The sequence below is a fragment of the Pseudomonas lalucatii genome (genome assembly GCF_018398425.1).
In the GTDB taxonomy this organism is placed as follows: domain Bacteria; phylum Pseudomonadota; class Gammaproteobacteria; order Pseudomonadales; family Pseudomonadaceae; genus Aquipseudomonas; species Aquipseudomonas lalucatii.
Map to the genome: position 1 here is coordinate 2,650,097 of NZ_JADPMV010000001.1, position 21,704 is coordinate 2,671,800.

Sequence of the window (21,704 nt, forward strand, 5' to 3'; positions counted from 1 at the left end):
ACACCCATGCGCACCTTGATTGCCCTGTTCACCCTGCTCGCCTCGCTATCGTTGGCGGCGGCGGAAAAGCTTCAGGTCATTACCAGCTTCAGCATTTTGGCCGATATTACCCAACAGATCGCCGGCGATCGCATAGAGCTGCACAATCTGGTCGGCGCCGATGCCGACGCCCATGTCTATGCGCCGAGCGCCGAGGACGCCAAGGCCGTACTCGACGCCGACCTGATCATCGCCAACGGCCTGGGCTTCGAGCCCTGGCTGGATCGACTGATCGCCAGCAGCGATGCCGCCGGCACGCGCATCGACGCCAGCAGCGGGGTACTGGCGCTGATGCTCGATGAGGACGGCCATCAGGTTGCCGACCCGCACGCCTGGCAGAACCTGGCCAATGCCGAGATCTATGTGAGCAACATCGCCAAGGCGCTGAGCCAGGCCGACCCGGCCCACGCTACCTACTACACCGCGCGCCGCGATGCCTACTTGGGCGAGATCCGCGCCCTGCTCAGCGAAGCCCGCACCGGCCTGGGCCAGTTGCCGCAGGCCCAACGCAGCATCATCACCAGCCACGACGCCTTCGGTTACCTGGGCCAGGCTTACGGCCTGAAGTTTATCGCGCCCCAGGGGCTGTCCAGCGAAGACCAGCCCTCGGCCGCCGAAGTGGCCGCCTTGATCCGGCAGATTCGCGCCGATGGCGTGCGCGCGGTGTTCGTCGAAAATATCCGCGATCCGCGGCTGATCCAGCAGATCGCCGCGGAAGGCGGCGCCAAGGTCGGCGGCACCCTCTACTCGGATGCCCTGGCCAGCGAAGGTCCGGCCAGCAGCTACCTGGGCATGTTCAAGCACAACCTCGATACCCTGCTGGCTGCGCTCAAGCCATAAGTCACGGCCGCCGCCAGTCGCCGATTTACCTACCCTCGCCTGCCGGGTAACCTGCCAGCCTTCTCGTCGCGCAGGACTTATCTGATGTTCGTCGGACAACTGGCCAAACTCACCGCCTGCACGCCCAAGACGATCCGCTATTACGAAAAGATTGGCCTGCTCCCCGAACCGCAGCGCCAAGGCAGCTACCGCTGCTATGACGAGCACCATGTCACCCTGGTGCGCATGATCCGCCAGGCCCAGGCCGTGGGCTTCAAACTGACAGAGATACTCCCGCTGATTACATAAATACTGCGCAGCCAGCGCTTCTCCCTCGAGGTGGCCAACCTCGGCATCGAGCAAAAACGCCAGCAGGTGCAGGGCGAAATCGAAGCCTTGCAGCGCCTCGATCAACAACTGCTGCAGTTCAAGCAGGAGATCAACCGCCTATTCGCACCCCATTAAGGTTCAACCAGCGAGAGCTTGACCCTGTCCCCACGGACAAGGTTTAGCCTGTCTCCCGACAAATCAGCCAGTCGCCGAGAAGGGAGATCGCTATGGGCAATTTATCGTTGGTAACCGGGGCCAATGGCCATTTGGGCAATAACCTGACCCGGGCGCTGTTGGCGCAAGGCCACAGGGTTAGGGCCGGAGTCCGCGATTTAGACAATACTCAGCCATTCGCCGGGCTGGACTGCGAACTGGTATATGCCGCGCTTGAGGACAAAGCGGCGATGCTCGAGGCGCTGGAGGGCGTCGAGGTGCTCTATCAGGTCGCAGCGGTGTTCAAACACTGGTCGCTGGACCCGGAAGCGGAAATAGTCCGAGCCAATGTCGAAGGCACCCGCATCGTGCTGGAAACCGCGGCGCAGGCGGGCGTCAAACGCGTGGTCTATGTCAGTTCGGTCGCCGCCGTCGGCCACAACGGCCAGCCCTTGAACGAGGACTCCTGGAACCAGGACCTGAGCAACCCCTACTACCGCTCGAAGATCCTCGCCGAACAACAGGCCTGGCAAGTCGCCCAGGCCCAACCGGAGCCGTAGCGCTTGCTGCTGATGTTCGTGGCCGCCGAGCTGCCTGAAGACGCGACCGACCAGGAACGCCAGCGCCATGCCGAGCAGCAGGGCGGCTCGCTCAAGCCGGTGCTCTGCGTCGACAAGCTGCCGAGCGAACTGGTCGACTTCGCCGGACTCTTGGCCGAATCCAGTCATACCGGAATCGCCTGGGACCTGGTGTTCGCCGCAGGCATGGGCGGACGCGCGGGCATTGCGCCGAGCAGCCGCTGAAGATGATGGTCGGCGCCATCGAGAGCGGCAGCATCGGCAACTTCTTCTCCTTCGATCGCACGGGCCAGGCGGTGACCTTTTTCTGATCCGCCGCCGGCGCCTGAGCGGACGCCTGGCTGCCGGTCGCGACCGGGCATGTGGCAGGTCGCGCCCCGGGTGACGCGACAGACCCGGAACCGGGTATGGTTCACTGCATGCAGCACACTCCAGCAAGCAGCTAGGAGGCCTGAATGCAGGTCGAACAGATCGAGATACGCGACCACCTGAGTCGTTACGCCCCCTTCGACGCGCTGCCGGAAGAAGTCGTCGACGACATCGCCCGCCAGGTGGAGGTCGGCTACTTCAAGGCCGGCAGCGACATCCTCGGCTACGGCGAGCCGATCGAGGATCTGCACTACATCCGCAGCGGCGCCGTGGAGATCTACCGGCGCAACGGCGAACTCTACAACCGCCTGGCCGAGGGCGAGGTGTTCGGCCAGTTCGGCCTGCTGCGCGGGCACAAGGTGCGCCTGCCGGCCAAGGCCATCGAAGACAGCCTGATCTATTTCATTCCCGGCAACCTGTTCGAGCAGCTGTGCGAGGCCTACGACAATTTCGCCGACTTCGTCGAGGCCGAGGGGGTGTCGCGCCTGAAGTCCAAGGACGCCCCCCAGGGCACGGCCACCGAGCTGATGAGCATCGAGGTGCGCAAGCTGATCACCCGGCGCACGGTCAGCGTGCCGCTGGGCACCTCGGTGCAGGACGCCGCCCGGGTGATGACCGAGCATGGCGTGTCCTCGCTGGTGATCTTCGGCTCGACCCCGGCCGGCGCCGCCGGCCCCCGGCCGACCCAGATCATGGCCGGCATCACCACCGATCGCGACCTGCGCATCCGGGTGCTCGCCGAGGGCCTGCCCCTCGACACCCCGGTCGACCAGGTGATGTCGCCCAACCCCATCACCATCCAGGCCGAGGACTCGGTGTTCGAGGCCATGCTGTGCATGCTGCGCAACAACATCCACCATCTGCCGGTGGTGCATCGCCAGCGCCCGGTGGGGGTGATCAACCTCTCGGACATCATCAAGTACGAGTCGCAGAGCAGCCTGTACCTGGTCAACACCATCTTCAACCGCAAGTCGGTGGCCGAACTGCAGGCCCTGCTGCCGGACCTGCGCGCGACCTTCCTGCGCATGGTCAACGAGGAAGCCAACGCCCACATGATCGGCAGCGCCATGTCCGGCATCGGCCGCAGCTTCACCCAGCGCCTGCTGGAGCTGGCCGAGGAGGAACTCGGCCCGCCGCCGGTGCCCTACTGCTTCATGGCCCTGGGCTCCATGGCCCGCGACGAGCAGCTGATAGTGACCGACCAGGACAATGCCCTGGTGCTGGACAACCGCTTCGACCCGCGGGTCCACGACGAGTACTTCCTCAGGCTGGCGACCTTCGTCAGCGACGGCCTGGCGGCCTGCGGCTACAGCTACTGCAAGGGCGGGATCATGGCCACCAACGCCAAGTGGCGCCAGCCGCTGCGGGTGTGGAAAGGTTATTTCAACCAGTGGATCGAGCAGCCCAACCCGGAGACCCTGCTCAACGCCTGCATCTTCTTCGACCTGGACAGCGTCTACGGCGAGGCCGGACTGGTCGAGAGCCTCAAGGAACAGCTGGCGCAGAAGGCCAGCCGCAACCCGCTGTTCCTCGCCAGCCTGGCGCGCAACGCCCTCAACCGCACGCCGCCGCTGGGTTTCTTCCGCACCTTCGTGATGGAGAAGGACGGCCAGCAGAACAACATCATCAACCTCAAGGGCCGCGGCACCGCGCCGCTGACCGACCTGATCCGCGTGCACGCGCTGGCCTGTGGCTCCAAGGCGCAGAACTCCCTGGAGCGCCTGGACGCCATCGGCGAGACCAAGCTGCTGACCGAGGAGGCCATCAGCCAGCTGCGCCATGCCCTGGAGTTCCTCTCCATCGTGCGCATTCGCCACCAGGCCATGGACCTGCAGGAAGGCCGCGACCCGGACAACTACATCGAGCCGGAGAAGATCTCCGCCAGCGACCGGCATGACCTCAAGTCGGCCTTCCAGGTGCTGAGCAATGCGCAGAAGTTCCTGCGCTTCCGCTATCCCGGGCAGCAGCAGGGCCTGCCGACATGAGCCCGCCCGGGACCCTGCCGCGCAGCGGGCAAGCGCCCGCCCCGGACTGGCCGCAACTACTCGGCGAACTGGCGGGAAAGGCCCGTGACGAGCGCCTGGCGCGCTTCTATCGGGCCGGCACGGTGAGCGCCGATACGCCGCTGGAGCAGGTCCCCCTGCTGGCCCTCGACGTGGAGACCACCGGCCTGGACAGCCAGCGCGACTCGATCGTCAGCCTCGGCCTGGTGCCCTTCGACCTGCAGCGCATCCGCTGTGGCGCGGCCAAGTACTGGGTGGTCAAGCCGGTGTGCGAGCTGAGCAGCCAGTCGGTGACCTTCCACCACATCACCCACTCGGACATCCGCGATGCGCCGCCGCTGGCCAACGTGCTCGACGAGCTGCTGGCCGCCATGGCCGGCAAGGTGGTGGTGGTGCACTACCGGCGCATCGAACGCGGCTTTCTCGACCAGGCCATGCGCCAGCTGGTCGGCGAGGGCCTGCACTTCCCGCTGATCGACACCATGCAGCTGGAGGCGCGCCTGCACCGGGGCAAGCACAGGCCGGGCTGGCTGGACCGGCTGCTGGGCCGCAAACCCCTGTCCATCCGCCTGGCCGACAGCCGCCTGCGCTACGGCCTGCCGCTGTACCAGGCGCACCATGCCCTGACCGATGCCCTGGCCACCGCCGAACTGCTGCAGGCCCAGGTGGCCCGCCTCGACGCGGCGCAGATCGCCGTCGGCGAACTCTGGCAATAAAAAAGGCGTGCCCGCGAACGGGCACGCCTTGCTTACCTGAGGGCCGGGGCGGCAGCGCGCTTAGCGCGGTTCCGACATCAGCCCCTTGACGATGGAAATACAGCCGACCAACAGCACGATGGTGAAGGGGAAGCCGGCGGACACCGCCATCGCCTGCAGGGCCACCAGGCCGCCGCCGAGCAGCAGGGCAATGGCCACCACGCCTTCCAGAATCGCCCAGAACGCGCGCTGCGGCACCGGCGCGTTGACCTTGCCGCCAGCGGTGATGGTGTCGATCACCAGGGAGCCGGAGTCCGACGAGGTGACGAAGAACACTATCACCAGGACGATACCGACGAAGGAGCTGATCTCGGTCAGCGGCAGCTCGCCGAACATGGCGAACATCTTCAGCTCCAGGGCGGCATCCTGCACCCCGGTGAAGCCGTCACCGAGCAGCTGGCTCAGCGCCGTGCCGCCGAAGGCGGTCATCCACAGCACCGACACCAGCGAGGGCACCAGCAATACCGCGATGAGGAACTCGCGCACGCTGCGGCCGCGGCTGACCCGGGCGATGAACATGCCGACGAACGGCGACCAGCTGATCCACCAGGCCCAGTAGAAGGCGGTCCAGCCCTGGCTGAAGTTGGCGTCTTCGCGGCCGATCGGGTTGGACAGCGCCGGCAGGTTGACCAGGTAGCTGCCCAGGTTGCTGAAGAAGCCGGTGATGATCGCCAGGGTCGGGCCGACCGCGATGATGAACACCAGCAGCAGCGCCGCCAGCACCATGTTGATTTCCGACAGGCGCTTGACCCCCTTGTCCAGGCCGGCCATCACCGACAGCAGGGCGATCGCGGTGATGCCCACCACCAGCAACACCATGCTGGTGTCGTTGGACTCGATGCCGAACAGATACTCCAGCCCGGCCGATGCCTGCTGCGCGCCGATGCCGAGGGAGGTGGCCAGGCCGAACAGGGTGGCGAGCACCGCCAGGATGTCGATGATGTGCCCCGGCCAGCCCCAGACCCGCTCACCGAGCAGCGGATAGAAGATCGAGCGGATGCTCAGCGGCAGGCCCTTGTTGAAGGAGAACAGCGCCAGGGACAGGGCGACGATGGCGTAGATCGCCCAGGGGTGCAGGCCCCAGTGGAAGATGGTGGCGGCCATGCTCAGGCTGGCGGCCGCCTCGGCATCGCCGGCGGCGGCGCCCAGGGGCGCCCAGTCGGTGCGCACGCCGTTCTCGACACTGGTACCGCCCAGGGCCGAGGAGTAGTGCGACATCGGCTCGGCCACGCCATAGAACATCAGGCCGATGCCCATGCCGGCAGCGAACAGCATGGCGAACCAGCCGCTGTAGGAGTAGTCCGGGGTGGCTTCCTTGCCGCCGATGCGCACCCGCCCCAGCGGCGAGAGGATCAGGCCGACGCACAGCAGCACGAAGATGTTCGCCGAGCCGAGGAAGAACCAGGCCAGGTTGCTGGTCAGCCAGTTGCGCAAGGCGGTGAACAGCGGCTCGACCTCGCTCTGCAGGGCCAGGGTCAGCACCACGAACAGCACGCTCAGCAGCGCCGAGATGGTGAACACCTTGCCGTGGATGTCCAGGTTGAAGAGGAAACGTCCCTTGATGTTGTCCTGGCCGATGACGTAGTCGGTGTCGATCAGATTCGCCGCCCCGGTCGGGGCCGGGATGCTATCCAGGCTTTCCGCTGGCGGGGCGGTGCCCTGCGCAGGATCTTTACCCATGTGAGTGCTCCTTTTCGCGTGTGTCGTGCAGACAGGCATAAAACCGTGCTCTACGCCGTCCTCATAACAACCGATTCTCTGCCGGTTGAATGTTAAGCGTAACAGCACAGTCGAGAACCTGCCGGTCCGAGCGCGGCACCCTGCATAGCGAGAACGTCAGCTCTTGCCGCGGCGCCCCCGGTTGGTGCCACACTGCAGCTCTGTCCTGGCCGACTGCGAGCCGGCTTCTGCATCACAGGAATGCGCATGTTCACGGACTTCGGCGTCCCCCACCTGTTCACCTACCTGATCGCCGCGATCCACGCCCTCGGCGTGCTGGCGGCCATCCATGCGGTGCTCACCGTGCGCACCGCCCAGGGCGCCATCGCCTGGGCGGTGTCGCTGTTCTTCATGCCCTACCTGACCCTGCTGCCCTATCTGGTATTCGGCCGCAGCCGCTTCGACGCCTATATCAAGGCGCGGCGCCTGGCCGACCAGGAAATGCACCGGGCCATGGCCGCGCTGAACTGGCGCCCCTGGGTCGAGGAGGCCCTCGCCGCCAGCGAGTCCAAGGCCTTCCGCCGCCTGCGCGCCCTGCCGCGCCTGGGCCAGATGCCCTGCCTGGCGAACAACCAGGTGTGCCTGCTGATCGACGGCGAGGCGACCTTCGCGGCGATCTTCGCCGCCCTGGCCGAGGCCCGCCAGGTCATCCTGCTGCAGTTCTTCATCGTCCGCGACGACGCCCTGGGCCGGCGCCTGCATGCCCTGCTGCTGGAGCGGGCCCGTGCCGGCGTGCGGGTGTATTTCCTCTATGACGGCATCGGCAGCCACGCCCTGCCCCGCGCCTATGTCGACGGCCTGCGCACGGCGGGCGTGCACATCCATGCCTTCCCCACCCGCGGCGGCCTGCTCAATCGCTTCCAGCTGAACTTCCGCAACCACCGCAAGATAGTGGTGGTCGACGGCGAGCGCGGCTTTCTCGGCGGGCACAACGTCGGTGATGCCTACCTGGGGCTGAAACCACCCCTGGCGCCCTGGCGCGACACCCATGTCGAGGTGCGCGGCCCGGTGGTCGCCTGCCTGCAGGAATCCTTCGCCGAGGACTGGTTCTGGGCCACCCGGCAGATGCCGCCGCTGCTGCTGCCCGCGGCCTACCCCAGCGCGGGCATGCTCTGCCAGGTGATCACCAGCGGCCCGGCCGACGCCCAGGAGACCGGTTCGCTGCTGTTCGTCGAGGCGATCCATGCGGCGCGCGAGCGCATCTGGATCACCAGCCCCTACTTCGTTCCCGACGAGGCCCTGTTCAGCGCCCTGCGCCTGGCGGTGCTGCGCGGCGTCGACGTGCGCATCCTGCTGCCGGCGCGGCCCGATCACCGGGTGGTCTACGCCGCCTCCAGCCTCTACGCCTTCGAGGCGCTGCGCGCCGGGGTGCGGGTGTTCCGCTACCTGCCGGGCTTCCTGCATCAGAAGGTCATGCTGATCGACCGCGGCGCCTGCGCCATCGGCAGCGCCAACCTGGACAACCGCTCGTTCCGCCTGAACTTCGAGATCACCCTGTTGACCGTCGACGACGGATTCGCCACCCAGGTCGAGCAGATGCTCGAGGACGATTTCGCCCGCTCCCGCGAGCTGGCCAGCGCCGACCGGCGCAAGGTGCGCCGCCTGCAGCAGCTGGCCATGCGCGTGGCGCGGCTGATTTCACCGATACTCTGAGGCGCGCCGCCACCAATCCGGGGCCCGGACTATGGTTAGAGCTGAAGTCGCGCGCACCTCCTCGCGCTCCTCAGCGGGTACCTGCCGATGAAGACCTGGTTAGCGGTGATCCTCTGTTTCTGCCTGTGGCTCCCCGCCGGCCCGGCGCCGGCCGAGCGCTACCGGGTCGGCGTCGAACTGCAGCCCTACCTGCCCTACTTCGCCGTCCAGGACGGCCAGTACCGGGGCTACGCGCGGGAACTGCTGGACGCCTTCGCCCGCGACCAGGGCCACCAGTTCGTCTACGTGCCGCTGCCGGTCAAACGCCTGCTGGGCGACTACCTCGCCGGCCGGCTGGACTTCAAGTTTCCCGACCATCCGAACTGGAAGCCCCGCCAGAAGCAGGGCCACCTGATCCATTACAGCCGGCCCGTCGCCCCCTACCGCGACGGTGTCCTGGTGCTGCCCGGCCACCTCGGCCGGGACAAGGCCAGGATCAGGCTGCTCGGCACCCTGCTCGGCTTCACCCCCTGGCCCTACCTGGCCGACATCGAAGACGGCAGCATGACGCTGACCCAGAGCAGCAGCATCGACTCGCTGCTGCGCATGGCCCTGAGCGGGCGCGTCGATGCGATCTACCTCAACCCCAGGGTGGCGCGGCAGGCGCTGCGGGCCGCCGGCCTGCCGGGCGACGCCCTGGTGTTCGACCCCGGGCTGGCCCATGTCGAGGATCACTACTACCTGTCCAGCCGCCTGCACCCCGAGGTGATCGTCGCGTTCGACCAGTTCCTGCGGCGCCACCCGCAGCTGCTGCGCCGCTTGCGGGCCAAGTACGGGATCGACTAGCCGGACTGGCGCTGGGCGAGCGGCCAGCCGGCCTCGGGCGGGCGCCCGCGCTGCCGGCGCAGCACCCGCGAGCGGCGTTTCTTCAGCCAGATCACCAGGCCGGTCAGCGACAGCCCGGCCACCGCCAGGCCGAGCAGCGACACCAGGATGCGTCCGGGCAGGCCGAGGATGCGCCCGGAGTGCAGCGGGAACTGCGCCTGCATGAAGATATCCCCGGCGCTGCCGGTACCCGGAATGTGCTGGCCCAGCAGCGCGCCGCTCTGCCCGTCCAGGTACAGCCAGGGATTGCCCAGGCCGCCATCGCCGTGGTCGTTCTCGGCGGTGTAGAAACCCACGCCGTAGACATCGAACTCCGGCGAATAGAACACCCCGCCTGCGGGTTTATCCAGGCCCAGCCGCGCCGCTTCCACCTCCCCGCGCGCCACCGCCTCGGCACGGCTTATACCGGGCTGGGGCTGCTGGTCGAGGCCGACGGGCGTGCGGCTGGCAAAGGGACTGGGGGTCAGCGGCGAGAACAGCTCGACCAGCGGCCGCACCACCTGCACATTGAGGTTCATCGACACCGAGGTCACCGCCAGCATCAGCAGCAGGGCCCAGAGCCACACGCCGCCGGAGCGGTGCAGGTCGAAGTTGAGCCTGTAGCCGCCCTGCTGCCAGCGGAAGGCCAATGACTTGCGCCAGCCGCGCCAGCTGGGGAACGCCAGCCAGAGGGCGACGAAGGCATCCAGGCTCCAGACGATGGCGACGATGCCGAACAGCAGGATGCCCAGCTCGATGCCGAAGGCATCGGGAATATGCAGGCTGTAATGCAGCTTGTAGAGAAACGGCATGAGGTTTTCCCGGCTCAGCGACACCGCGCCCCACATCCGCCGCCCCTGCTCCACGCCGGTCACCGGGTCGAGGGCCACCTGGTTGAAGTCCAGCGCGAAGGCCTTGCCGGTGGCCGGGTCGATGCGTGGATTGACGCTGACGCCGAAGGCGTGGCCCGGCTCGGTGTACAGCGGCATGAAGCCGATCTGCAGGCGCGGGTCGCGCGCTTCCAACTGCGCAGCCAGGGCTTGGGGCGCCTGCGCCACGCCCTGGCTGCGGCTTTCGAACAGCTGGGGGTTGAGCCATTCGTCGATCTCGTGATCCCAGGAGATCACCGCGCCGGTGAGCCCGGAAACGATCAGGAACAGGGCGATGAACAGGCCGAACCAGCGGTGCAGGAGAACCAGGAAGCTGCGCATGGATGTCTCTCGAAGCGATCACGCCGGACCCGGGCTCCGGGTCCGGCGAGGTGGGACTAGTAGTGCCAGCTGAGGGTCATGCTGGCGTTGCGCGGCGCACCGTAGAAGCCTTGCTCCCAGTACAGGCTGGAGATGTAGCGCTCGTCGGTGAGGTTGTTCAGGTTGGCCGACAGCGTCCAGTTCGGATCGACCTCGTAGCTGGCCATCAGGCCCAGCAGGGCGTAGTCGTCCTGCTCGATGCGCCCGGCGCTGCCGTCCGCCAGGCTGACGTCACGATGGATGTCGTCCTGCCAGCTGAGGTTGGCGCCGACCTTGAGCTTCTCCAACCCCGGCACCCGGTAGGCGGTGGAGGCGCGCAGCTGGTGCTTGGGGGCATAGGGCCGGCCATGGCTGTGGTCGGCGTTCTGGATGTCGACGTAGGTGTAGCCGCCCATGACCTGCCAGCCCGGCAGCACTTCGCCGGACACCTCCAGTTCGTAGCCCTCGCTGAGGAAGTCGACGCCCCGATAGATCTGCGTGCCACTGCCGGCATCGAAGCCGATGGACTCGGCGACGTTGGACTGCTTGGTCTTGAACAGCGCCGCCGAAACATTCAGCTTGCCGTCCAGCAGCTCGCCCTTGATACCCAGCTCATAGTTCTCGCCCTCGACCGGGTCGAGGCGCTGGAGCTCGGCGCCCTCTTCCTTCTGCGGGTTGAAGATCTCGGTGTAGCTGGCGTAGACCGAGTATTGCTCGCTCAGGTCGTAGACCAGGCCGGCGTAGGGCAGGATGCCGTCGTCCTTGCGCTCGCGGTCCACGCCGTAGGACAGGCCTGCGGTCTTCAGCTCGATTGCGCGGGCACCGGCAATCAAGCTCAGGTCCTCGGCCAGGCTGAAGCGCACCGCCGAGTAGAGGCTCTTCTGCCTGTCCTCGTAGTCGCCACCGCGCGAGCTTCCCCAAAGCGTCGGCTTGGGGGAGTCGCCGTTGAAGATCTGCTCCGAAGGCACGGCAGCGAAGAACCCAGGTACGTAGCGCGACAGTTCCGCCACCTCGGACTTGTACCAGTTGGCGCCCAGCACCGCCTCGTGCTCGCGCCCGGCCAGGCTGAACGGGCCGCTGAGCGAGACATCGGCGATCCACTGGTGGATATCGGCCGCGTAGTGCGATGGATAGCCGAACAGCCCCTGTCCGGTCACCGCATCCGGCGTGCCGAAGGCATAGAACAGCTGCGAGTCGCTCTTCTTCTTCACGTAGGTGACGCTGCCCTTGGCCTGCCAGTCGTGGGCGAGGCGCTGGGTCAGCTCGGCGAAGGTGCGTTGTTCCTGGTTGTCCCACCAGGACCAGTCGGTTGCGGTACTGGTCGAGCGCGCCAGGTCGGTCTTGTTGCCGAGCGAATCGAACAGCGGCAGGGCGCCCCACAGCGGGCTGTCGGCGTAGTTCCTGCTCAGCGTGTGGCCGAGGGCGAACAGCCTGTCATCGCTCAGGTCGGCCTCGAGCACCCCGTAGAACACATTGGCCTCGCGCGCATAGCGGTCGAGGTAGGAGTTCTTGTTCTCGTGGGCGTAGACCGCCCGACCGCGGATACGGCCCTGGTCGCTCAGTGCGCCGGAGACATCCGCTTGCACACGGCGCTTGTCCCAGGAGCCGGCGGTCAGGTCGATGCGCGCCCGGGGCATGACCGTCGGGCGCTTGCGCACGAAGTTGACGGTGGCCGACGGGTTGCCGCTGCCGCTCATCAGGCCGTTGGCGCCGCGCACCACCTCGACGCGTTCGAAGGGCGCGAGGTCGACGTCACCTGACTGGCTACCGGAGGAAAACGGAATGCCCAGGCCGTCGAACTGGAAGTTGGTGATATCGAAGCCACGGGCGGTGAAGTAGGTGCGATCGGTTTCGATCTTCTCGACCGTGATGCCGGGGGTGAATTTCAGCACATCGTTGATCGTGTTGAGCTGGAAGTCGTCGATCTGGGTACGACTGATGCTGGAGATCGACTGCGGGGTCTGACGCGGGGTCAGGTCCAGCTTGGTGGCCGCGCTGCTCGGCTGCGACTGGTAGCTGTCGGCCTCGAGCGCTGCGGCGTGGCCGACCACGGTCTGGGCGTCCAGCTCGAGCTGCTCCAGCTCGGTGGCCAGGGCATTGCTGAAACTGCAGGCGGCGGCGATGGCCACGGCCAGGTGGGTGCTTCTGAAATACACGGGACTCCCCCAATTCACTGTCGAATGGCCTGCACTCGTCCCTGGTTGCAGCGCTGCCTCACTGGCAGGCATTCGCCCGGCTGCATGCACAGCAGGACCAAACGCGAATGATTATCGAATGAATTCTACAGGAGGCTCGCCTCGGGTCAATGCAATTGATACTGATTATCACTTGCCGGAGACCACGGGGGCGCCGCCCGGAAAAAGCAAAACCCCCAGCGGCCAGGCCGTCTGGGGGTTCTGTCGTGCTGTTGCGGCCGGCGCTTGTGGCGCCGGGAGCGGGCGCGGCCTCAGCCGTCGTCCTGGCCCTCGTCCGTTGGGGACGCGGGGGAGCCGAGCTCACAGCTCCAGAGTTCCAGCGCCGGCTGGGTCGCTTGTGGCGGGCCGAGCCAGTCGGCCATGGGCCGACAACGCTGGTTGAAACACAGTTGGTAATCCCCTGCCTCGGGGGTTCGCCCCAAGCGCAGCGGTTGCAGGGGCGGTAGCTGGCGGCGGTAGTGCCAGCTGCCCTCACGCAGTTCGGCGCCGTCCGGGATTTCCATGCCGGCGCCCGAACCCTTGACCCGCGCCTCGCCGAGCAGCAGCCCCTCGGCGGTGACGCGGTAGTCTTCCTCCCAGCGGACCTTCTCGATCGTGTGCCGCCAGGCCAGGGTGAACTCGGCCGCGGGCACCTGCGCCCACACCGCCCCGGCCAGGCCCATGCACAGTCCGATCACGCGGCGGCGGCCTGGACGTGGCGGCCGCGCCAGAAGTGCAGGGCGAGGAACAGCGCCGCCAGGGCGAAGCCGATCTCGTCGCTCATCGGCGTGGCCAGGATCAGACTGGCGCCGGCGGCGAAGCCCAGCGCCCGCTCCCACCAGGGCATCTTGCAGTGCAGGAAGCCGGTGAACACCGCGCCCCACAGGCCGATGGCCAGCGCCGCCTTGAACAGGATGTAGAGGGTGGCCAGCCAGCTGCCGCCCTGCAGCATCAGCGCCGGCTCGTAGACCGCCATGAACGGCACGACGAAACCGGCGATGGCGATGCGGATGGCCCACAGGCTGATCTTCAGCCCCTTTTCCCGGGCGATCGGCGCGGCGGCGAAGCAGGCCAGGGCCACCGGCGGGGTCAGGTCGGCCATGATGCCGAAGTAGAACACGAACATGTGCGAGACGATCAGCGGCACGCCCAGTTCCAGCAGCGCCGGCGCGGCGATCGAGCTGGTGATGATGTAGTTGGGGATGGTCGGGATGCCCATGCCCAGCACCAGGCAGGTGAGCATGGTCAGCACCAGCGAGAGGAACAGGTTGTCCTGGCCGATGGCCAGGATGTAGCCGGCGAAAGTCGAGGCCACCCCGGTCAGCGACACCACGCCGATGATCACCCCGACCAGGGTGCAGGCGATGCCCACCGGCACCGCATGGCGGGCGCCCTCGACCAGGGCGTGCAGGCAGATGCGCAGGGTGTCGCGGCCGCCCTTGAGGAACCAGCAGGTCGCCACCAGCATCCCGACCACGCCGAACACCACGCCGATGCCGAGCTGGAAGAAGCCGGCGCAGAGCACCCCGAGGGCGATCCAGAAGACCATGCGCAGCGCGGTCGAGGACACCCGCAGGATGATCGCCGAACCGAGGATGACGATGGCGGTCAGGGCCAGGCCGACCATCCCGGAGAACAGCGGGGTGCGCCCGGAAAACAGCAGGTAGATGAGGATGAACAGCGGGATCAACAGGTACCAGCGCTGCTTCACCGCGGCCCAGGGGTCCGGGCACTGGTCCTTCGGCAGGCCCTGCAGGTTGGCCCGCTTGGCTTCCAGATGAACCATCCAGAACACCGAACCGAAATACAGCAGCGCCGGCACCAGGGCGGCCTTGGCCACCTCGAAGAACGGCACGTTGATGGTCTCGGCCATGATGAAGGCCACCGCGCCCATGATCGGCGGCATGATCTGGCTGCCCATGCTCGAGGTGGCCTCGACGCCGCCGGCGAAGGCCGGGCGGTAGCCGAAACGCTTCATCAGCGGGATGGTGAACTGGCCGGTGGTGACCACGTTGGCCACCCCGGAACCGGTGATGGTGCCCATCAGCGCCGAGGACACCACCGAGACCTTGGCCGGGCCGCCGAGCTTGTGGCCGAACAGGCCCATGGCGAAGTCGGTGAACAGCTTGATCATCCCGGCCTGCTCGAGGAAGGCGCCGAACAGGATGAACAGGAAGATGTAGGTGGCCGACACATAGGTCGGCGTGCCGTAGAAGCCCTCAGTGCCGAAGGACAGCTGGTTGACGATCTGGTCCAGGCCGTAGCCGCGGTGCGCCAGGTCGCCCGGCAGGTACTGGCCGAGCAGGCCGTAGGCGAGGAACAGGCCGCAGATCAGCGGCAGGGCGATGCCCATGACCCGCCGCGCCGCCTCGAACACCAGCACCGTCAGCAGCAGGCCGATGGCCATGTCCATGTCGGTGAGGTCGCCGGAGCGCTGGATCAGGTCGGCCTCGAACACCCACTGGTAGATGGCCGTGGCCATGCCGGCCAGGCCCAGCAGCCAGGCCAGGGGTTGCCAGGGCTTGTCCTTGCCGTCGGCGGGGAAGCTGAGAAAGACCACCAGCAGCAGGAAGCCCACGTGCACGGCACGGAGGATCTGGCTGGACACCGGGTGAAAGGCCGCGGTGATGATCTGGAAAGTCGAGAACAGCAGGGCCACGTAAAACAGCGCCTTCGGCCAGTCGCCCGGGCTCGCTGCGAGGCCTTGGTTGTGTTCACTCATGAAGGTAACGCCCTCATTACAACGTCGATGAAGCGGAAGAGCCGCTAACAAAACCTGCCGTGTGCGCCACGCTGGTTTTATTAGCAGTTCTGCATCTGCCTGGATGGGGCCGCGCAGCGGCCCGAGCCGGGTAGGAAGGGGTTAGCCGCGTAGCGGGGTACCCCATCGCGCGATGGTGAAGACTCTCACCCTGCTCACGCCGTGCGGCATGAGCATCGCTGCGCTCGACCCACCCCTCCGGCAGCCTTACAGCGCGCCGGCTTCCTTGTAGAAGCGCTCGGCACCCGGGTGCAGCGGGATCGGCAGGTTCTTCGCCGCGCTTTCCAGCTTGATGTCCTTGGCCGCGGAGTGGGCGGTTCCCAGGCGCTCGAGGTTGTCGAACATCAGCTTGGTCATCTGGTAGGCGACCTCGTCGGACACCCCTTCATGGCTGACCAGGATGTTGGTGATGGCCACGGTCGCCACTTCGACCTCCTGGCCGTCATAGGTGCCGGCGGGGATGGCGGCCGGCTGGTAGGCGGCGTTGCCGATCTTCGCGGTGACCTCGGCCGGGATGGCGACGAAGGTGATCGGCAGGGTCGAGGCCAGGTCGCGGATCGCCGCCATGCCCAGGCCGGAGGACTGCAGGGTGGCATCCAGCTGGCGGTTCTTGATCAGCTCGACCGACTCGGCGTAGGGCAGGAACTCGACCTTGCCCATGTCCTCGTAGCTCAGGCCGGCGGCCTCGAAGATGGCGCGGGCGTTCAGCTCAGTGCCGGACTTCGGCGCGCCGACGGAGATGCGCTTGCCCTTGAGGTCGGCCAGGCTGGTGATGCCGGACTCCTTGCTGGCGACGATCTGGATGTAGTTCGGGTAGGTGGCGGCGATGGCGCGCAGCTTCTTCAGCGGCGCCTTGAAGCCGGCATCCTCGACGCCGTTCCAGGCGTCGGCCACCGAGTCGCCCAGGGCCAGGGCCAGTTCGCCGCGGCCTTGCTGCAGCAGGTTGAGGTTCTCCACCGAGGCCTTGGTCGCCTGCACCGAGGTCTTCGAGCCTTCGATGCCGTTGCTGTACAGCTGCGACAGGCCCACACCGATCGGGTAGTACACACCGCTGGTGCCGCCGGTGAGGATGTTGATGAAGGTCGGTGCGGCGAGTACCGCGGTGCTGGCAGTCAGGGCCGCGGCGGCGGCAAACAGGCTGAAACGCTTGGTCAGTCGCATGGATCAATCTCCGTCGTTGTTATGGCTTTGTGCAGATTTTTCACTGTAGACGATGCCCCGGCGCCGCAGCGCCTGGGCCCGCATGGGCTCAGAGGGTGTCGCGAAAGCGGCGGGCGCCCGCGGCGGAGCGGCATCCGGCGCGCGCGAGGAAGCGGGGAACGGCGTGGCGAGACGGGCTCGCGTAGGGGCAGTGGCAGTTCATCGGCAAACCTCTGGTCTTTCTTATGGTCGCCCGCACACAGGCTATGCGTGGCTGACAAGGGCTATAGCAGATGCCGTGCCAGAGTGCCAAAGGCGCGGAATAGAGGGGTTTGCCTCGGCCGCAGCGGCGTCGACCAGCAGGATTTCGCCGATCGCCGAACGGCCATCGGCAAGATTCCGCCTAGTCCTCGTCGACGCTGCCCGCCGGCCTGTAGCTGGCGCGCTGCAGGCCGTGGCGCTGCATCTTCTCGTTGAGGGTGCGCCGCGGCAGCTGCAGCAGGGTCATGACCTGGGTGATATTGCCCTGGCAGCGCTGCAGCGCGTTATGCAGGCACTGCGCCTCGAAGGCCTCCATCTGCTCGGCCAGCGACTGCGCGGCCGCCTCCGGCTGCGGGGCGCTGAGCCCCAGGGCGTGGCGCTCGGCGGCGTTGATCAGCTCGCGGACGTTGCCCGGCCAGTCGTGGCCGAGCAGCCGCGCCAGCTCGCCGGGGGTCAGCGGCGGCGCCTCGCGGCTGTTGCGTTGGGCCGCCTGGCCGGCGAAATGCTCGAACAGCAGGGCGATGTCCTCGCGGCGCTCGCGCAGCGGCGGAATCTGCACGCTGGCCACGTTCAGCCGGTAATACAGGTCCTCGCGGAAACGCCCGGCGCGCACCTCGTCCAGCAGGTCCGGCTTGACCGCGCAGATCACCCGCAGGTCGACGCGGATGCTCTTGTTCGAGCCGAGGCGCTCCAGGGTCTTCTCCTGTAGCACGCGCAGCAGCTTGACCTGCTGCGCCAGCGGCAGGCTCTCCACCTCGTCGAGGAACAGGGTGCCGCCGTCGGCATGCTCGATGCGCCCGACCCGCTTGCCCTGGGCGCCGGTGAAGGCGCCGCTCTCGTGGCCGAACAGCTCGCTCTCGAACAGCTGCTCGGGGATCGCCGCGCAGTTCAGGGCGACGAAGGGCTTGGCGGCGCGCGGGCTGAAGTCGTGCAGGCAGCGGGCGACCCGCTCCTTGCCGCTGCCGGTGTCGCCGCGGATGAGGACGTTCACCGAGGTGGCGGCCAGCTCGAGGATCTGCCGGCGCAGGCTCTCCATCGGCTTGGAGACGCCGAGCAGCTGGGCCTCGATGCGGTCCTTGAAGGCGAACTGCTGGCGCAGCTGGCGGTTCTCGCAGACCAGGCGGCGCTTGTCCAGGGCACGGTGCACGCTGTCGAGCAGGCGCTCCGGGGTGAAGGGCTTCTCGATGAAGTCGTAGGCGCCCTGGCGCAACGCCTGCACCGCCATGGGCACGTCGCCGTGGCCGGTGATCAGGATCACCGGCAGGTCGCGGTCCAGCGCCACCAGCTTGTCGAGCAGCTGCAGGCCATCGCTGCCGGGCATGCGCACGTCGCTGACCAGCACCCCGGGAAAATCGCGGTCGACCAGGGCCAGGGCCTGGTCGGCACTGGCGCAGCTCTGCACCCGGAAGCCGGAGAGCTCCAGCCACTGCTGCACCGCCTCGCGGATCGCCGCCTCGTCATCGACCACTATCACCTGACCGCTCATAGCATCTCCTCAGCAGATGGCCCCAGTGTATCGCGCAGGCCGGCCCGGCCGCAGCCGCTCGCCTAGGGTGCCAGCGGCAGGCGCAGGCTGAACACCGCGCCGCGCTCGCCATTGGCCGCCTCCAGGCTGCCGCCCAGCTCGCGGACGATGCCGTAGGACACCGCCAGGCCCAGGCCCAGACCCTGGCCCACCGGCTTGGTGGTGAAGAAGGGCTCGAACACCTGGCCCAGCTGCTCGCCGGGGATACCGGCGCCGCTGTCCGCCACCGTCAACAGGCACTGCTCGCCGTCGCGCCGCAGCGTCAGGCTCAGCACCCGCGTGTCGGTCCCGGCCATGGCATCCAGGGCGTTGTGCAGCAGGTTGAGCAGCACCTGCTCGAGGCGGATGGCATCGCCCAGCACCTGCAACTCGCCTTCGATCGCCCGGCGCAGCTCCACCCGCTCGCTGCGCAGGCGCGGCGCCAGCAGCTGCAGGGCCTGCTCCAGCACCTCGCTCAGGCGCAGGCGCTCGGCGAGGCCGGCGGGGCTCTTGCGGGCGAAGGTCTTGAGGTGGCCGGTGAGCCCCGCCAGGCGCTGCAGCAGGCCGTCGATCCGCTGCAGGCCCTCGCGCACCTCGTCCTCGCGGCCGCTGTCGAGCAGCAGGCGCAGGCTGCCCAGCTGCATGCGCATGGCGGTCAACGGCTGGTTGATCTCGTGGGCCATGGCCGCCGACATCTGCCCCAGGGCGGCCATCTTCGCCGCGTGCACCAGGCCCTCCTGGGCCTCGCGCAGCTCGGCGGTGCGCAGCGTCACCTCGCGCTCCAGGCGCTCGCGGATGCCCGCCTGCAGGCGCTGGTTCTTGCGCCGCTGGGCCAGGTAGAGGAGGAGGAAGGCCAGGGTCATCCACACCCCGGCGGCGGCCAGGCGATAGCTGCGCACGCTGTCGACCAGGGCCTGGGGTTCGACCAGCAGGTGCAGGGTCCAGTCCTCCTCCGGCAGTTCGAGGCGCTGCCAGAGGTAGTCGCGGCGGCCCTGCGGGCCATCGACCCGGCGCCACTCGGCGGCCGTGCCGATCCGCCGGCGCAGCTCGCTGGGCAATGGCTGCAGCGCCTGCTCGGCGTACTTGCGTACCTCCACCAGCTCCTCCCGGTCCCGGTCGCTCAAGGCCTGCAGGGCACGAAAGCGCCAGGCCGGGCGATTGCTGAGGATCACCACGCCATAGCCGTCGGCCACCAGCAGCACGCCGGCCTGCCCCGCCCACTCGCGCTGCAGCTCCTCCAGTTCGAGCTTGACCACCAGCACGCCGAGCACCTCGCCGTCGTCGTCGCGCACCACATGGGAGAGGAAGTAGCCGGGAATGCCGGTGGTCACGCCGACCGCGAAATAGCGCCCGGACGACTGACGCAGGGCGTCCTGGAAATAGGGGCGAAAGGCATAGTTGTTGCCGACGAAACTGCTCCAGTCGCGCCAGTTGCTCGCCGCCAGGGCCTCGCCACGACGATCGAGCAGGTACAGCACATTGGCGCCGGCGGCGGTGTTGAGACGCTCCAGACGGCGATTGAGGGCATCGCGCAGCAGGCGGTCGTGGGGCGCGCGCAGCAGCGACCTGATATCGCTGTCCAGCGCCAGCACCTCGGGTACCGAGCGGAAGCGTTCGACCAGGGTGTGCAGCGACTGGGCGTACAGCTGCAGCTGACCGCGGGCCTCGAGGCTGCGCTCCTCCCAGGCCCGCCGCTCGGCATAGCGCCCGGCCAGCCAGGCGCTGGCCAGCAGGCCGAGCAGGATCAGCAGGACGATCAGGACGACGCGATAACGCAGCAGGAAAGCGGACATGCGCGGCTCGATGCAGGACGGTCCCGGTATGCTAAGGCAAAGCGCCGGCCGGTGCAGATCGGGCTTTGAGGCGTGCCCGTCCGGGGCTATAGTCCCTCCTACGGCCGCTGTCGGCCGGTGGGCCACAGAGCATGAGCAAGGCGATCCGAGCAACCACTCCACGCTTCTGGCGCGACCCCGCGCTGCCCTTCGTCGAGGCCCGCGAGGTGCTGGACGGACGCCGGGTGTGCTACGCCAGGCACGCCCACGAGACCTTCTCCATCGGCGCCATCACCCAGGGCCGCAGCACCTACCTCAACGAGAAGGCCCGCGAGCGGGTCGGCGCCGGCAGCCTGGTGCTGATGAACCCCGGCGACGTGCATGCCTGCAACCCCATCGAGGGCGAGCCCTGGTCCTACCTGATGTTCTATGTCGACGTGGCCTGGCTGACCGAGCTGCAGCACCAGCTGGGCTTCGACCGCAACCAGCCGCTGCGCGCCTTCGCCGCCATCCTCAGCCAGGATCCCGGGCTCCATGCCGGCCTCACCGGCCTGTACCGCCTGCTCGACGATCCGCAGGCCGACACCCTGGGCAAACACTGCGCCCTGCTGGAGTTCTTCACCGCGCTGCAGCAGCGCCTGGAGCCGGCGCCCGCCGCGCGCCGCGCGGACAACCCGCGCATTCAACTGGCCGCCGAGTTCATCCGCGATCACTGCACCGAGCCGCTGAAGCTGGAGGAGATCTGCGCGGCGGCCGGGCTGTCGCCCTCCTACCTGACCCGCAGCTTCCGCCGGCGCTACGGCATGACCCCCCATGCCTACCTGGTCAACAGCCGCATCCAGTACGCCCAGGCCCGGCTTCGCCGTGGCGGCGCGATCGCCGAGGTGGCCCTGGCGGCCGGCTTCGCCGACCAGGCCCACCTGCAGCGCACCTTCAAGCAGCTGCTCGCCGCCACCCCGGGGCAGTACCGCCGCGCCGGCTGATCAGGCCCACAGCAGATAACCCGCCGAGCCCAGCAGCAGCAGCGCCAGGCCGCGGTTGAACAGGCGCAGGCGCCCGGGCTCCTGCAGATAGCGGCCGAGGAACGCCCCGGCGTAGGCCCAGCAGGCGATGGACAGGTAGCAGATGACGAAGTACAGCGCGGCGAACTGGCCGACCAGCCCCGGCTCGCCGCCCGCGGCATAGGCGCCCATGCCGGCCAGGGCCGCCAGCCAGGCCTTGGGGTTGAGCCATTGCATCAAGGCGCCGGTGAACAGCGAGGGCGGTCGCTGCGCCTTGCCGCCGTCCAGCCGGCCCTCGTCGCGCGCCAGGCCGTAGGCCATGTACAGCAGGAAGGCCACCCCGGACCAGCGGATCAGTGCGCCCAGCGCCGGCCACTGGCTCATCAGCTGCTGCAGCCCCAGGCCCATGGCCAGCAGCAGCAGGGTGAAGCCGAGGGTCGCCCCGGTCACGTGGCGCAGGCTGGCGCGCAGGCCGTAGCGCGCGCCGCAGCTCAGCGCCACCAGGTTGACCGGGCCGGGGGAAATCGAGGCGGCCAGGGCAAAGGCCGCCATGGACAGTTGGACACTCATCGCACACCTATCGGGTCGTCAGAAGAAGGCT

General features: G+C 67.8%; 18 protein-coding genes and 1 pseudogene. 10 read left to right on the top strand and 9 right to left on the bottom strand.

Annotated features, from left to right (window positions below; genetic code table 11):
* Window positions 1-6: 6 nt before the first annotated feature.
* The 7 genes and pseudogenes from I0D00_RS12135 to I0D00_RS12160 all read left to right on the top strand — a co-directional run bounded on the left by I0D00_RS12135 (window position 7) and on the right by I0D00_RS12160 (window position 5,007).
* Window positions 7-879, top strand: coding sequence for a metal ABC transporter substrate-binding protein (locus tag I0D00_RS12135; RefSeq protein WP_213639975.1), 873 nt, complete (start codon window positions 7-9; stop codon window positions 877-879).
* 84 nt (window positions 880-963) lie between these two features.
* Window positions 964-1,167 (top strand): MerR family transcriptional regulator, encoded by a 204-nt coding sequence (locus I0D00_RS21525; RefSeq protein ID WP_246533207.1) that lies wholly within the window; start codon window positions 964-966, stop codon window positions 1,165-1,167.
* Window positions 1,168-1,197: 30 nt separating this feature from the next.
* The gene (locus I0D00_RS21670; protein WP_274611271.1) at window positions 1,198-1,323 is read left to right on the top strand and encodes a hypothetical protein; all 126 of its coding nucleotides are present in this window, start codon (window positions 1,198-1,200) and stop codon (window positions 1,321-1,323) included.
* A gap of 92 nt (window positions 1,324-1,415) precedes the next feature.
* A complete protein-coding gene (locus tag I0D00_RS12145) occupies window positions 1,416-1,901 on the top strand; it encodes an NAD-dependent epimerase/dehydratase family protein (protein WP_213639976.1) in 486 nt (161 codons plus the stop codon).
* Window positions 1,902-2,230, top strand: a pseudogene (locus I0D00_RS12150) (ribonucleotide reductase subunit alpha); the annotation flags it as partial.
* Between the two features lie 144 nt (window positions 2,231-2,374).
* Window positions 2,375-4,273: a DUF294 nucleotidyltransferase-like domain-containing protein gene (locus I0D00_RS12155; protein ID WP_213639978.1), complete on the top strand. Its 1,899-nt coding sequence runs from the start codon at window positions 2,375-2,377 to the stop codon at window positions 4,271-4,273.
* On the top strand, window positions 4,270-5,007 hold the full coding sequence (locus I0D00_RS12160; protein WP_213639979.1) for a 3'-5' exonuclease: 738 nt from the start codon (window positions 4,270-4,272) through the stop codon (window positions 5,005-5,007). The genes I0D00_RS12155 and I0D00_RS12160 overlap by 4 nt, the downstream gene beginning before the upstream one ends.
* A 60-nt stretch (window positions 5,008-5,067) precedes the next feature.
* Here the strand turns inward: I0D00_RS12160 and I0D00_RS12165 are convergent, their stop codons facing one another.
* Window positions 5,068-6,726, bottom strand: a complete 1,659-nt coding sequence (locus tag I0D00_RS12165) for a BCCT family transporter (protein ID WP_213639980.1) — start codon at window positions 6,724-6,726, stop codon at window positions 5,068-5,070.
* 246 nt (window positions 6,727-6,972) lie between these two features.
* Between I0D00_RS12165 and cls the strand changes: the two genes are divergently transcribed.
* Together cls and I0D00_RS12175 are read left to right on the top strand one after the other, a co-directional pair.
* The gene (cls, locus tag I0D00_RS12170) at window positions 6,973-8,418 is read left to right on the top strand and encodes a cardiolipin synthase (protein ID WP_213639981.1); all 1,446 of its coding nucleotides are present in this window, start codon (window positions 6,973-6,975) and stop codon (window positions 8,416-8,418) included.
* Between the two features lie 87 nt (window positions 8,419-8,505).
* Window positions 8,506-9,243 (top strand): substrate-binding periplasmic protein, encoded by a 738-nt coding sequence (locus I0D00_RS12175; RefSeq protein ID WP_213639982.1) that lies wholly within the window; start codon window positions 8,506-8,508, stop codon window positions 9,241-9,243.
* Here I0D00_RS12175 and I0D00_RS12180 read toward each other — a convergent pair.
* The 7 genes from I0D00_RS12180 to I0D00_RS12210 form a co-directional block, all read right to left on the bottom strand.
* On the bottom strand, window positions 9,240-10,472 hold the full coding sequence (locus I0D00_RS12180; protein ID WP_213639983.1) for a PepSY-associated TM helix domain-containing protein: 1,233 nt from the start codon (window positions 10,470-10,472) through the stop codon (window positions 9,240-9,242). The two genes, I0D00_RS12175 and I0D00_RS12180, sit on opposite strands and share 4 nt — an antisense overlap.
* Window positions 10,473-10,528: 56 nt before the next feature.
* Window positions 10,529-12,646 carry a TonB-dependent siderophore receptor gene (locus tag I0D00_RS12185; RefSeq protein ID WP_213639984.1) on the bottom strand — a complete coding sequence of 706 codons (2,118 nt, stop codon included), beginning with the start codon at window positions 12,644-12,646 and terminating at the stop codon, window positions 10,529-10,531.
* A 290-nt stretch (window positions 12,647-12,936) separates the two neighbouring features.
* Window positions 12,937-13,362 carry a DUF1850 domain-containing protein gene (locus I0D00_RS12190; protein ID WP_213639985.1) on the bottom strand — a complete coding sequence of 142 codons (426 nt, stop codon included), beginning with the start codon at window positions 13,360-13,362 and terminating at the stop codon, window positions 12,937-12,939.
* On the bottom strand, window positions 13,359-15,386 hold the full coding sequence (locus tag I0D00_RS12195) for a TRAP transporter permease (RefSeq protein ID WP_213639986.1): 2,028 nt from the start codon (window positions 15,384-15,386) through the stop codon (window positions 13,359-13,361). Before I0D00_RS12195 ends, I0D00_RS12190 begins: the two co-directional genes overlap by 4 nt.
* Window positions 15,387-15,632: 246 nt before the next feature.
* Entirely contained in the window at window positions 15,633-16,586 is a 954-nt protein-coding gene (locus tag I0D00_RS12200; RefSeq protein WP_213639987.1) for a TAXI family TRAP transporter solute-binding subunit, read from the bottom strand.
* A 382-nt stretch (window positions 16,587-16,968) separates the two neighbouring features.
* Window positions 16,969-18,312, bottom strand: coding sequence for a sigma-54-dependent transcriptional regulator (locus I0D00_RS12205; protein ID WP_213639988.1), 1,344 nt, complete (start codon window positions 18,310-18,312; stop codon window positions 16,969-16,971).
* A gap of 62 nt (window positions 18,313-18,374) precedes the next feature.
* A complete protein-coding gene (locus I0D00_RS12210) occupies window positions 18,375-20,123 on the bottom strand; it encodes a sensor histidine kinase (protein ID WP_213639989.1) in 1,749 nt (582 codons plus the stop codon).
* A gap of 131 nt (window positions 20,124-20,254) precedes the next feature.
* Here I0D00_RS12210 and I0D00_RS12215 point away from each other — a divergent pair, with 131 nt between their 5' ends.
* On the top strand, window positions 20,255-21,085 hold the full coding sequence (locus I0D00_RS12215) for an AraC family transcriptional regulator (RefSeq protein WP_213639990.1): 831 nt from the start codon (window positions 20,255-20,257) through the stop codon (window positions 21,083-21,085).
* Here the strand turns inward: I0D00_RS12215 and I0D00_RS12220 are convergent, their stop codons facing one another.
* Entirely contained in the window at window positions 21,086-21,673 is a 588-nt protein-coding gene (locus tag I0D00_RS12220) for a LysE family translocator (RefSeq protein ID WP_213639991.1), read from the bottom strand.
* Between the last annotated feature and the right edge of the window lie 31 nt (window positions 21,674-21,704).

Bases quoted from the DNA above. Each gene is read 5' to 3' on its own strand.
- I0D00_RS12135 (WP_213639975.1), top strand. From the start codon at position 7: ATGCGCACCTTGATTGCCCTGTTCACCCTGCTCGCCTCGCTATCGTTG.
- I0D00_RS21525 (WP_246533207.1), top strand. From the start codon at position 964: ATGTTCGTCGGACAACTGGCCAAACTCACCGCCTGCACGCCCAAGACG.
- I0D00_RS12145 (WP_213639976.1), top strand. From the start codon at position 1,416: ATGGGCAATTTATCGTTGGTAACCGGGGCCAATGGCCATTTGGGCAAT.
- I0D00_RS12155 (WP_213639978.1), top strand. From the start codon at position 2,375: ATGCAGGTCGAACAGATCGAGATACGCGACCACCTGAGTCGTTACGCC.
- I0D00_RS12160 (WP_213639979.1), top strand. From the start codon at position 4,270: ATGAGCCCGCCCGGGACCCTGCCGCGCAGCGGGCAAGCGCCCGCCCCG.
- I0D00_RS12165 (WP_213639980.1), bottom strand. From the start codon at position 6,726: ATGGGTAAAGATCCTGCGCAGGGCACCGCCCCGCCAGCGGAAAGCCTG.
- cls (WP_213639981.1), top strand. From the start codon at position 6,973: ATGTTCACGGACTTCGGCGTCCCCCACCTGTTCACCTACCTGATCGCC.
- I0D00_RS12175 (WP_213639982.1), top strand. From the start codon at position 8,506: ATGAAGACCTGGTTAGCGGTGATCCTCTGTTTCTGCCTGTGGCTCCCC.
- I0D00_RS12180 (WP_213639983.1), bottom strand. From the start codon at position 10,472: ATGCGCAGCTTCCTGGTTCTCCTGCACCGCTGGTTCGGCCTGTTCATC.
- I0D00_RS12195 (WP_213639986.1), bottom strand. From the start codon at position 15,386: ATGAGTGAACACAACCAAGGCCTCGCAGCGAGCCCGGGCGACTGGCCG.
- I0D00_RS12200 (WP_213639987.1), bottom strand. From the start codon at position 16,586: ATGCGACTGACCAAGCGTTTCAGCCTGTTTGCCGCCGCCGCGGCCCTG.
- I0D00_RS12205 (WP_213639988.1), bottom strand. From the start codon at position 18,312: ATGAGCGGTCAGGTGATAGTGGTCGATGACGAGGCGGCGATCCGCGAG.
- I0D00_RS12210 (WP_213639989.1), bottom strand. From the start codon at position 20,123: ATGTCCGCTTTCCTGCTGCGTTATCGCGTCGTCCTGATCGTCCTGCTG.
- I0D00_RS12215 (WP_213639990.1), top strand. From the start codon at position 20,255: ATGAGCAAGGCGATCCGAGCAACCACTCCACGCTTCTGGCGCGACCCC.
- I0D00_RS12220 (WP_213639991.1), bottom strand. From the start codon at position 21,673: ATGAGTGTCCAACTGTCCATGGCGGCCTTTGCCCTGGCCGCCTCGATT.